Source organism: Chelativorans sp. J32 (genome assembly GCF_000518985.1).
Classification (GTDB): Bacteria; Pseudomonadota; Alphaproteobacteria; order Rhizobiales; family Rhizobiaceae; genus Chelativorans.
The window spans coordinates 1-11,341 of the sequence record NZ_JAEQ01000010.1 but is presented as its reverse complement, the minus strand read 5'-3'; the positions used below and the strand labels follow the sequence as shown (position 1 = coordinate 11,341).

The following is an 11,341-nucleotide window of genomic DNA, read 5'->3' as shown; positions in this document are numbered from 1 at the left end:
ATGGTGGCGTAAAGTATTCGCAAGGAGAGTAGTGGGGCGATGTGCAACCTGTATCGCATTACGACCAATCAGCAGGCGATCAGGGATTTCGTGGCCGCCACCCATGACAGCATCGGCAATCTCGAACCTTCGATCGACGTCTATCCCGACCGGCCGGCTCCGGTGGTGCGCAACACCGATGGCGGACGGGAACTGGCTTCGCTGACCTGGGGCATGCCGACGCCCATCGAATATCTGAAGTCCCGCGATGCACCGGACACCGGCGTCACCAATATCCGCAACACGGCCAGCCCCCATTGGCGCAAATGGCTCGGAGTTGAGCATCGCAGCGTGGTCCCGGCCACCGCCTTTTCCGAATATGGGCAAAAGCCCGATCCGGTCACGAAGCGCAAACCGCTGCACTGGTTCGCCCTCGATGAGACCCAGCCCCTGTTCTTCTTCGCGGGAATCTGGACGCCATGGCGCGGAACCCGCGGATCGAACCGGACCCCGCGTCCGGGCGATCATCAGCTGTTCGCCTTCCTGACGACCGAGGCCAATGGCGTGGTGAAACCGATCCATCCGAAGGCCATGCCCGTCATCCTGACGGGCCGTGACGAAGTCGAGACCTGGCTAACCGCCGACTGGAAGGAAGCGAAGGACCTGCAACGGCCGCTGCCCGACGAGCGGCTGGTGATCGCGGAGACGCCAGCGAGCGCAGCCGCCGATGGCATGTTGCCGGGCCTCTGACAATGATCCGGAGGACGAAAATGGGCCGGAAGGAAGAAGAACAGTTAGCGGCGACGCTCGCCAAGGCGATGGCGATGATCTGCGTCCGCAACAGCATGCTGGAGGACCTGCATGCGGGGCCGGTCCCGGTCACGAAGACCGGTGACTATTCCGATGTCTTCGTCATCGACGCCGACGGCAACCACATCCCCTGGGGAAGCGTGTCGCGGTTCGACGATGAGGAGATGCGCGACCTGATGCGGCAAGTGGTCAATCGCCTCTACACGTTCCAGACCTGTTTCGCAGAGCCCCAGTTTCAGGCGGTGATCGACAAGTGGCTCGGGGTGACGCGCACCTGGGACGAGCCGGTTCTCGACGAGCGCCTCGCGGGAAGGCCAGTATAGATTTCCTCGCTCCGGCAATCATTGCGCTCGAACGGCTGCTCATATGAGCCCTTCAAGCGTCCAGGCTGATAATCTGGGTCCAATAGCTGATCCGTTGAGCAGGCACGGCGTCCCGCTCTCTCAGCGATCTCAACATATCCAAGATCGGCTTGGTTCGCGAGGTAGGCAGCACGGGCCTCGGCATGGTTGGCATGCGATCAACGCAAATCGATCCGTGCGACCAGCGCCTCCTCCGCTTCAGTGAAGGCGAGCCTGTAGCGGTTCGCCGCATCCATCCGTTTGCTCATCTCAGCGTGATCCTATTGGCTTCGACGTGACGAAAAGCCTTCGACCGGCACGTGAGAAGTATCACCTGCATCCGCTTCGAAGCGTCCTGCAGGATGTCGGTCATCGTCTCCAAGCGGGCATCATCGGAATAGACGAGAGGGTCGTCGAGGATCAGAGAGATCGGCGCTCCATCCTCGAGCAGGAGGTCCGCAAACGCGAGCCGAGTCAATATCGCCAACTGCTCCTGCGTGCCTCGACTGAGATCACCACAGGATTCATCGATCCCCGCCCTCGTGAGGCCGGTCAGCCCGAGCTCCTCGTTGAATGACAGATCACATCCGGGAAGAAGCTGCTGGATGTATCGACTAGCCCGAGCCGTGACGGGTGCGAGGAATGTCCTCGACGCTTCATTCGCGGCATCCGACAGCGCCTCGCGGAGCACCTCAAGCATGTCGGCCTCATGCCGCAAACGATCGCAAGCGGCGATCGCGGCCTCCTCTTCCTCCCGCGTTTCGGCAAGGCGACCGGCAGGCCCGTTTGTCCCTTCCCTAACGATCGTGGATTCGAGCGACGCGATCCGGGCGGTCAGTTCAAGTCGTTCCTCGCCGGCCCGGCTGGCGGCACGATCGAGGTTCACAATGCGGCGTCGGATAGCGTCGGCGTCGAAAGACGTGGCGCTTTCGCGCGCCTTCTCGAGAGCTTCGAACTTCGCGGCACGCTCCCGCTGAGCCTCACCGCGCGCCGCTTCGAGCGTTTCCCGATCCCCGATCTCTAGGAGGTTCCGGAGATCTTCAGCCGCAGCCTCGGATTCGCGGATGGCTGCGGAATAATCGGCTTCGGCCGTTGCGAGCGTACTCTCCGCCTTCGACAGAGCCGTCCTCCCGTCTTCGCGCTTTCCGGATGCGGCAGCCTCGGCGAGCTTGGCGTCGACCACCGCCTTCTCCAGCGTGTCGACATTGTCGGTTGGGGCGACAACGTCGGCGATGTCGCCCAGCTCGGCCACGAAGGCGCGCAGGGCATCTGCCCCGGGCGCCAACCCGATTGTCGGATCTCCAGGACATGCCGAGGCGATCTGTGTCCGGAGCGCCTTCAACTCGCGCTTGGCAGCGGAGGCCCGTTCGTTCCGGGCCACGCCCTCCGCATGCGACTTGATGCCGAGCGACCGCAAGGCGGAAGCGAGTTCTTCCGTCGCCGCTGCAAGATCGGCCTCAATGGACTGACCCGAACCCTGCGGCGGGCGCACGACTAGGCTGCCCGCATCACCCAACTCGAACTTGGTGGTCTTGAGGACGTCAACGCTGGTGACGTCGGTCGTCAACCCGTCAATCCTCAAAGATGCGCCCGCCCCGAGTTCGACTTCTACCTTCACAGCGCCTGCTTCGAACCGGGCGCGTGCCTGGATGGCGGCAAGCTCGAGTTCGGTAATCTCCTCAAGGTCGTCACTTTCGACGGCCCCGGCGGAGTCATCAACCAGCGCACGCTCACGCTCCTCTAGCTCGGCTAGAGCTTTTCGCGCATCGATCGCGCGACGAGCGCCCGCGGCATTAGCGAACCCGCGCAATCGCGCGCGTGCGGAGGACAGTGCCTCCTCGTGTTTCTCCCTTTCCGCGCGAGCCTCGTCGAGCGCGGCGCGGAGTGATTTTTCCTCCTCACCGGCACGAGCAGCCTCAGCCTTGGCTTCGTCCCGCAGACGAGCCTTCTCTTCGAGGTATGTGCCGGCGGATCCGACGCGAGCCTCGGCTGCGTCCAATCGCTCGATCCTCGACGAAGCCGTCTTCGCGACCTCGTCGGCGCGTCCGAATTGCGCCTCCGCCGCAGTCGACCGCAGAGAGGCGGTCTCCGCGACCTTCTGGTCCGCCTCGAGCTTTTTTCGCTGCTCCGCCGCCTCTGGGTCGACGAGATCACGCTCGATAATCCTAAGCCGTGACCTCGCCGCGTCCAACTCGGTGAGAGTGTTCTCGTATTCATGGAAGTTGGTCTCGGCCGCCTGGCGGGCAGCCGTCGCCGTGGACACGCGAGCCTCTGCCACCGCTAAGTCGCCGCGCGACTTGCCCGTCGCCGATGTGCGCAGCGCTGAATATGCCGCTTCGATGCTGGCCCGGATCGCGTCAAAGCGTCGACCACCCGTCACCGCGCCGACTTCCGCCTCGAGCACTCCCCGAACGGTATCGCGCACGATGCGGTTTGGACTCTCCACGGAGAGTGCCGTCGCCTGCTCGACCCAGAGCATGCCAAGGGGCCCGCGCGTTTCGGGATCGCTGCCCCGGTTGTTGCCCCGCTCGAATCCGAGCAGCTCCTGCAGCGCTTCTTCGGCCGCATCGCTCTCTCGTCGCCCGCTCGCGCCGGTAAGTCGCACGGAGGGAGACTTCATGAACTGCTTCTCGAGCCTCCAAGTCTGCCCGTTGAGGCCGAAGCCGACAGTGACACGGGGCGCCACGTCATCACCAGTCGGGACATAGGAACGGACGAGTTCGGTCTTGGCGGAGTAGCGGATGAAGAAGGCCGCACGCAGGGCCTCCAATAGGGTAGATTTGCCCGTCTCGTTCGGCTCGACTACGATGTTCAAACCGTCGGTGAAGCCGTCGATGCGTAGCGGTTCGCGGAACTTGCGGAAGTTCTCGACCTCCAGGGATTTGAGGATCATCGCGCAACCTCCGCATCGAATCGCATCGCCTCGACATAGAGACGCTCCAGCGCCGCGGCGGCGATCTGGGCATCGGAACCCGATCCGGTAGCCCTGGCCTGTAGGGTAGCAGTCGCCCCGGCGAGCGCACCTTGGACATCGATTTGGGCGACGTCCTCTGCCGTCGGACGCGCGGTCAGGCCATCCGCGTCGAGTTCCAAATGCCGCAGTTCGTGCGCCAGACAGTCCTGGACGGCCGACGTCATCGTGACGCGGTCGGCGAGACTCACCACACCGACGAGATGGAGCGAAAGGAGCACGTCCGACAAACGCGCCTCGCTGCGGAGCGCGGCGAGTTCACGGTCCAAGTCTTCCATGTTCTCCATACTCCAGCGGCGCGACATCCAGCGATATCGACCGGTCTCGATCCGCTGCAGCTCGGGCGTTTCGTTGGATCGCAGGCTCACGCCGATGCAGCCGCCCGGCTCATCGCGCCCGAACCGGTCAATTTCAGGGGTCCCGCTGTAAGCGGTCCGGTCGCCAACCGTCAAAAAGCCATGCCAGTCCCCGAGCGCGAGGTAGTCAAGGCCCGCGGACTTGGCGCGATCCGGCGGGATCAGATTGGAGCTCTCTCCGGTGGCGCCAAACTCTGTGATGGAGCCATGTGCGAGACCGATGCGGAGTGCCCCCGGCGGCGTCGTCATATCGACCATCGCCGCGGAAGGATCGGACACCGTCTTCCGGTGCTCCAGGGGCGCCGGCAGAAGCCAAGCACCCTGCTCCATCTCAATAGGCTCGGGAGTGTCCACGATCCGGACTGAGGCAGGCGCACGCCCGCGCAGCCTGCTCCAGAGTCCACCGGCTCGCGCATGATCGTGGTTGCCCGGCATCAGCCACCAGGTGACCGACGCCCGCTGCATACGTGACAGCATCTGCGTGACGATGCGGTCGCCGGGTTCGACGTTGTCGAACACATCACCGGCGACGACGATGTGCGTGGCACCGCTGGATATTGCCGCAGCACCGAGGCGATCGATGGCATCGAGGCGAGCCTCAGCCAACGCACTACGCACCTCCTGCGGAAAGCGCCCGAACGGCTTTCCGAGCTGCCAGTCAGCCGTATGGATGATCTTGAGCGTCGCCACGAATCAGTTCCTCGTTACAGTGCCACACATGGATCACGCACCCACTGCTACCGGAGCTTGCGCCTCCGTCGGGTCCGGGATTTCCTCATCGCGGAAGAAACGCCACATGGCACGGACGAGGCTCTTCAGCATCTCGCTCTCGTGGCCCTGTTCTTTAGCACGGAGAAGTGTCTGATAGACGATTTCCGGTATCTTCTGCGCATCGTTGCTCGGATGCACACCAAAGGGTTCGCAGGCAGCAGCAAGGCACGCCGTGTGTACTTCAGGCGTGAGATCCTCCTTGAGCTTGTGCTCCAATGTCTTTTCGAAATGCGCGTAACAATCGCTGATGAGGTCGCTAGTGGGCGCGGCGTCGATCTGATCGTTCGGCTTAGCGAGCTTGCTCAAAGCAAGATCGGTTGCCGGCGTTCGTTTAGCCTCGGGTAACTGCTGGTCGCAATCCCATAGCATGAAGGTTGGAATACCCAGCTCGCGAAAAATCACATAGGGACGATCGAGATTGGCTTTGCCTTCGGTTGACAGGATGGCGATGCCGGCCGCCTCGAAATTCACGCCGAGCATCCGCGCCGTCGCGGTGAGCGCCGCTTTATCGCTTCGGCCCTCAACCAGAATCACACCGGTGGCGAAAAAGCCTTCGGCCAATTCAGCACCGAGAATGTGCAACCGCGGCATCAAAGTCTGTGCACTGAAAGTGCCAGCGGGCTTATTCCAGCCGCGTTCGAGCTTCTGCGCAACGGTGCCGAGATCCAGCGCTTGCAGGCTGCATTGCTTGAATTCACTGTCGTCACAATGCGAGCGCCGGGTAAGCCTGATCTCGTCGGCCTTCCCCATCGAAATGAACATTGGCGAGTGCGAACCGAAGATAACCTGTGTGTGGCCCTGCGCGCCAGGGAGCGTACCGCTACTCAAGCCCCGCAGCACTTCCGCGAAGTGCCGCTGTTTGGTCGGATGCTGATACAGTTCGGGTTCTTCAATTGCGAGGATAAGCGTCGGTGCCTGCGCCATGACCGCAGCCGCAGCCGCAGCGGGCGCGTCATCACTGCCGTCAACGTCACTATCAGGGGGTGCCTCGTCGCCCTCCGGCACGGCAGTTCGCGCAAGATGCTGGAGAAGTGTAAAGATGAAGGCACGCTGGAGGCCGTGACCTTGCCTGTCCACCGGTCCACCGAAGCCTTCGTCCTTGAGAAACACATCCGCCATTGGCAACGGGACTGGCATCTCGCCGACCTCGCGCCAGGCCAACGAAACTTCAGCATCTTGATACAAACCCCGCAGGTCGGCGGTGAGGGTCCCAGCGAGCGCACCGAGTTCAGGCATATTTTCGGCGGATACCAAGGCCTGGTAGGCCTCGGTCAACTGCGCCTTGAACGCTTGAACGTCCGGCCGCTGAAGGATCTGACTGCGCACTAGCAGTTCGAGTAGTTTGCCGATGACGCTCGTCTTGCCGTCCGCCGCGTCCGCTGATGCGTCGCGAACCGCCGGAATGAACACGAAGCTCGTGTGCTGCTGGAGCTTGCCTCGGCTGTTGTTCTGGAATCCGAAAAACTGACCATCGTCGGGCAGCAGCACCAACTGATCGGGATGCTCAGCCTCCCAGGTTAGCATCGCCTGGTCGACCGCTGCCGCACTGCCAGCAGTGGGAAGGTCGGCGTAGAGTGGGTTATTCTCGCGCAGGGCATTATAAGCAGCGCGCTTGGGTGTGGCTGCGGAATGAGCCCGAACAGCGACGAAGTCGGGAATCTGTGGAACGACACCATGATAGCGTCCACTTGATGGACCTCCGTCAAAAATGCGGGTGACGACCAACCTACCATCCCGCACCCGATCCTCGAACGCTGCGGCTTCTTGCTCGCTAAGCTGGTGAAAGGTTAGTTCAATCTCGATCGGCTGCCCTTGATCGCGTCCAAAGAAATCGTCAGCGTCGCAGTTTTTCGTAGTCGAGTAGAACTTCTCGATAGCCTTCAAGATTGAAGACTTTCCTGCGCCATTGCCGCCGATCAATGCGGTGTGTGCGCCAAAAACGACTTCGACATCGCGAAGTGAACGGAAATTTCTGATGCGAGCACGCTCAAGCTGCATGGCATTTTCCCCCGAGTACACCAGTTGTCGAATCCGAGCGGCGGGAATGCAAGTGCGATGAACAGCTACTCCATCAAGTCGCGCCTACCTCGCACGGCAAAGCCTTGGTCACACTGGGCGCTGAAAAGCTGCTTCCAGGATCAGCGGATCATCGTCGAAACGACAGAGAAGGGGCGCACAGTGAGTTAGTTTGATCTCGCCAGGCGGTCGACGGCGTGGAACTAACGTCTACGGGTTGCACCACCATTCTTCGCCATCGGGCCAGGGTCTGGCCAGCCTTTCGGCAATCAGGATGTCACCGATGTCGCGACCACCGATTCTGATCGTCACGAGCGTCCGCGTGCCGGTGTTGTCCGGCTCTCCATATTCGACGGTCCAGTCGTGCGAGTTCAGCAGCTCGATCACCCGATCACTGGCTCGGTGTGCCAGCGCGATTTCGGCGTCGCCACCACAGATGTGGGTTTGCGGTTCCGGGGTGTCGTAGCCTTCCATGCGCAGCTTTTCCCCGTCGATCCAGATCGTGTCGCCATCAACGAGGCAATATTCGTCGGCGGTACGGGCCTGGCCGGGAACGCACTTCGCAATCTGCGGCCGAGGCTGAGCCTTGGCAGGTTCGGGCATGCCGCCGACCGCCCAGAATAGCGCGAAGGAAAGCACGAACATCTGCCAGTGGAATGTGGGCAATGGGGGAGGACGAATTTGCATGGGCGGATCTGATCTACTTCAATCTGACTGAAGGGGCGGATCGCTACGGTTGGAGGCCAGCCAAGCTTTCACCCACCGCCCTCGCCGAGCGAGGCAGCGATGTCGCTGATCGAGCGGAGCAGAACCAGGGGATCATCCCTGGAAGGCTCGAAGCCACGCCGCCTCCAGAACTTGGCCGCCTCCCCGTCGACGGCGTTGACCAGCAAGGCCCGCCCGCCGATCAGCGATGCGGCCTGAACGCAGCGCTGGAGAGCATGCTTCACAAGACCGGTCCCGATGCCCAGCCCTGCCCATCCGGTGTCGGTTGCGAGTTGGCCGAGCAGCATACAGGGGACCGGGTTGGGCGGCTGCCCCGTCCTGATCGAACGCGGCAGAACCGAAGGCACCACACCGGTAGGCGCGAGGCCGTAGAAGCCGACCACGCGCCCAGCCTCATGCACGACGAGGACGGCGGTGAAGCCCTTCTGCTGATTGGAGAGGGCGCGTGATTTCAGCCAGTGGTCAAGCGTGGGCTTGCCACAGGTGAACTCGGACACATCGTGTTCGGCAGAGAGCGGTTCAGGACCCGAAAGGTGCAAGAGCTTACCGCTTCGCCACGTAGCCGGGCTCCCATGGCGCGGGCCGCTTCAGAACGTCTACCATCTCCGGAACGGGAGCGGCCGGACGCGCCAGCACATCCATGAACTCGGCGAAGCCCTCCGGGCTCATCCGGATCAGGCCCTGCTCCATGACGACCTCCTCGGCCGCGCGCACAGCGGCGTCGCGCACGAAATCGGTGCGCGAGCGGCCGCGCAAGCTGGCGGCGCGATCGATCATTGCGACATCCGCCTCGGGCAAGCGCATCGAGATCGGGTATTCCTTGCGTTCGGCGGTCGTGGCCATGGCGAATCTCCTTGGTCGGCATATAGCGCCTTGTATCGCGAATTACAATACGATAAGGTTGCGCCTACAGTCAATGACCTCATGAGGAGAGGCGACGAGGCCAATGATGACCGGGCCAGCGAGGGATTCCGATAGGTTATTTTGCTACGCCATGGCTCGCCAGGACACGCTGAGCTACGCGATAGCACGCTCACCCGCGCCAATTGCCGCCGAATATTCGCCTTCAATTTCCGTTGCTTATGCTTCCCTCGGGGCGAATGCTGCAAGTTATGACCTTGCGAGCCCCAGGAAACCCGGCAAAGATGACAGGAGGAGAGCGCGAAGCGCTGCTCGAATCCTTGCTGCTGGACGTGCCGGAGCTGACGTTTACGCCACGCGGCAATCCCGACCCACGCCTTCTGCGACTGGTCGGCATCCTGGCGAGGCAGGCGGCGCAGGAGTGCTATGCAGAGGAAGTGATGATGTCACGGCAAAGGAGGAAGCGCTCCTCCTGATATGGATGGGAGCCAAGTTTTGAAAGTCGCGATCTACGCTCGCTATTCTTCCGACAATCAACGCGACGCTTCCATCGCCGACCAGTTCCGTATGTGCCGTCTCCATGCCGAGAAGCAGGGCTGGCACATCGTCGAGGAGTATTCGGACCACGCGATCTCCGGCGCCTCGCTGATCCGGCCGGGCATTCAGGCGCTCATGGCCGACGCAATGGGCGGCCGCTTTGACCTGATCCTCGCCGAGGCGATGGACCGCCTCTCCCGCGACCAGGAAGACATCGCGGGCATCTTCAAGCGCATGTCCTATGCCGACGTGAAGATGTTCACCCTGTCGGAAGGCGAGGTGACGCATCTGCATGTCGGCCTCAAGGGCACGATGAATGCGCTGTTCCTGAAGGATCTGGCCGACAAGACCCGCCGCGGGCAGCGCGGCCGCGTCGAGGCAGGCAAATCGGGTGGCGGCAATGCCTATGGCTACGATGTGGTCAAGAAGTTCGATGCGAACGGCGAGCCGATCCGCGGCGATCGCACCATCAACGAATTCCAGGCCGAAGTCGTGCGCCGCATCTTCCGCGACTATGCCGCCGGCAAATCGGCCAAGACCATCGCCTTCGCCCTGAACAAGGAAGGCATTCCCGCTCCGTCAGGCGGCGACTGGGGCTTCAGCACGATCAACGGCAACCCGAAACGGGGCAACGGCATCCTCAACAATGAGATGTATGTCGGCAAGATCGTCTGGAACCGACAGCGCTTCGTCAAAGATCCGAGCACCGGCAAGCGGCAGGCCCGCCCCAACCCGGAAGAGGAATGGGTCATCCAGGAGGCGCCGGAGCTGCGCATTCTCGACGACGACCTCTGGAGCGCGGTGAAGGCGCGACAGGAAAAGAACAAGATCGCACGGAAGGAAAACGGCGAGGCCGATCTCTCCCGGATCAATACCCGCCGCCGTCCCAAATACCTCTTCTCGGGACTGACCAAATGTTCCTGCTGTGGTGGCGGCTATTCCGCGATTTCGGCGACGCTGATCGGATGTGCGACAGCGCGCAACAAGGGGACCTGCAACAACCGGGTCAACATCCGCCGCGACGAGCTTGAATCGCGTGTACTCAATGCGCTGCGCACCAAGCTCGTCGATCCGGAGCTCTTCGCCCATTTCTGCGAGGTCTTCACGCAGGAGATGAACCGCCTGCGCATGGAAGGCCGTGCGGGTATCGCGTCGGCCGAGGCGGAACTGGCCAAGGTCAACCGAGAACTGGAAAAGATCCTCGACCTGTACCTGAGCGACGCCCTTTCGGTCGACATGGTGAAAGAACGCAGCAAGAAGCTCGAGGCCCGAAAGACCGAACTGGAACAGTTCCTGGCCGAAGCCGACGAGCCGCCACCGCTGCTGCACCCGAGCATGGCACTGCAATACCGCAAGCGGGTCCAACAGCTTTACGACGCTCTGCAGGACGAAGATGAGGGGAAGCGGATCGAGGCCGCCGACACGCTGCGCTCGCTCGTGGATCAGATCGTGCTGACCCCAGTCGACGGCAAGGTGGAGATCGACGTTCAAGGCGATCTCGCTGGAATCCTTACGATTTCCACGCAAAGCAAAAACCCCGCAGCGGGTGCTACGGGGTCGCAAGTAAAGATGGTTGCGGGGGTAGGATTTGAACCTACGACCTTCAGGTTATGAGCCTGACGAGCTACCGGGCTGCTCCACCCCGCGTCACCATGGCAGGCGTTGCCTGCGGGAAGCGTTTTGCGCCGACGGGCCTTGTTTTGGCTTGTTTTCGGCGTCGGCCGGGACCGTTCTCCGCGATCGGGGCGGAGGAAGCGTGAAGAGAAGATGAGAAGCATGCGTTTTGCAGACCTGGCAGCGACCTACTCTCCCGCGTCTTAAGACGAAGTACCATCGGCGCTGGGGCGTTTCACGGCCGTGTTCGGAATGGGAACGGGTGCAGCCACCCCGCCATGACCACCAGGTCGGCGAAGCGCATGTTTTCGAGAAGCTGGGTTCTGGCGAGTACGGCAACAGCAGTTCTTTCTGCCGTC

10 protein-coding genes, 1 tRNA gene and 1 rRNA gene are annotated in these 11,341 nt (G+C 62.2%); 4 read left to right on the top strand and 8 right to left on the bottom strand.

Features of this window, described 5'->3' with window-relative positions; genetic code table 11:
- Positions 1-39: 39 nt before the first annotated feature.
- On the top strand, positions 40-729 hold the full coding sequence (locus tag CHEJ32_RS0113820; protein WP_028034378.1) for an SOS response-associated peptidase: 690 nt from the start codon (positions 40-42) through the stop codon (positions 727-729).
- A gap of 20 nt (positions 730-749) precedes the next feature.
- A complete protein-coding gene (locus tag CHEJ32_RS0113815) occupies positions 750-1,112 on the top strand; it encodes a hypothetical protein (protein WP_012092586.1) in 363 nt (120 codons plus the stop codon).
- A 283-nt stretch (positions 1,113-1,395) separates the two neighbouring features.
- Here CHEJ32_RS0113815 and CHEJ32_RS0113800 read toward each other — a convergent pair whose 3' ends face one another.
- The 6 genes from CHEJ32_RS0113800 to CHEJ32_RS0113775 form a co-directional block, all read right to left on the bottom strand.
- Complete coding sequence (locus tag CHEJ32_RS0113800; protein ID WP_034658482.1) at positions 1,396-4,023, bottom strand: AAA family ATPase; 2,628 nt, start codon at positions 4,021-4,023, stop codon at positions 1,396-1,398.
- Positions 4,020-5,147 (bottom strand): DNA repair exonuclease, encoded by a 1,128-nt coding sequence (locus CHEJ32_RS0113795; protein ID WP_012092584.1) that lies wholly within the window; start codon positions 5,145-5,147, stop codon positions 4,020-4,022. The genes CHEJ32_RS0113800 and CHEJ32_RS0113795 overlap by 4 nt, the downstream gene beginning before the upstream one ends.
- A gap of 33 nt (positions 5,148-5,180) precedes the next feature.
- On the bottom strand, positions 5,181-7,226 hold the full coding sequence (locus CHEJ32_RS0113790) for an ATP-dependent endonuclease (protein ID WP_012092583.1): 2,046 nt from the start codon (positions 7,224-7,226) through the stop codon (positions 5,181-5,183).
- A 228-nt stretch (positions 7,227-7,454) separates the two neighbouring features.
- Positions 7,455-7,931 carry a thermonuclease family protein gene (locus CHEJ32_RS24860; protein ID WP_012092582.1) on the bottom strand — a complete coding sequence of 159 codons (477 nt, stop codon included), beginning with the start codon at positions 7,929-7,931 and terminating at the stop codon, positions 7,455-7,457.
- 68 nt (positions 7,932-7,999) lie between these two features.
- Positions 8,000-8,509 carry a GNAT family N-acetyltransferase gene (locus CHEJ32_RS0113780; protein WP_012092581.1) on the bottom strand — a complete coding sequence of 170 codons (510 nt, stop codon included), beginning with the start codon at positions 8,507-8,509 and terminating at the stop codon, positions 8,000-8,002.
- Positions 8,510-8,513: 4 nt separating this feature from the next.
- Positions 8,514-8,813, bottom strand: a complete 300-nt coding sequence (locus CHEJ32_RS0113775) for a DUF1778 domain-containing protein (protein ID WP_012092580.1) — start codon at positions 8,811-8,813, stop codon at positions 8,514-8,516.
- 302 nt (positions 8,814-9,115) lie between these two features.
- Between CHEJ32_RS0113775 and CHEJ32_RS26320 the strand changes: the two genes are divergently transcribed.
- Together CHEJ32_RS26320 and CHEJ32_RS26780 are read left to right on the top strand one after the other, a co-directional pair.
- Positions 9,116-9,307: a hypothetical protein gene (locus CHEJ32_RS26320; RefSeq protein WP_012092579.1), complete on the top strand. Its 192-nt coding sequence runs from the start codon at positions 9,116-9,118 to the stop codon at positions 9,305-9,307.
- A 19-nt stretch (positions 9,308-9,326) separates the two neighbouring features.
- Complete coding sequence (locus CHEJ32_RS26780) at positions 9,327-10,982, top strand: recombinase family protein (protein WP_084032822.1); 1,656 nt, start codon at positions 9,327-9,329, stop codon at positions 10,980-10,982.
- On the opposite strand, the gene CHEJ32_RS0113760 is transcribed toward CHEJ32_RS26780, so the two are convergent.
- Together CHEJ32_RS0113760 and rrf are read right to left on the bottom strand one after the other, a co-directional pair.
- Positions 10,939-11,015, bottom strand: a tRNA-Met gene (locus CHEJ32_RS0113760). The genes CHEJ32_RS26780 and CHEJ32_RS0113760 overlap by 44 nt on opposite strands.
- Positions 11,016-11,157: 142 nt before the next feature.
- Positions 11,158-11,272 (bottom strand): 5S ribosomal RNA (gene rrf / locus CHEJ32_RS0113755).
- Between the last annotated feature and the right edge of the window lie 69 nt (positions 11,273-11,341).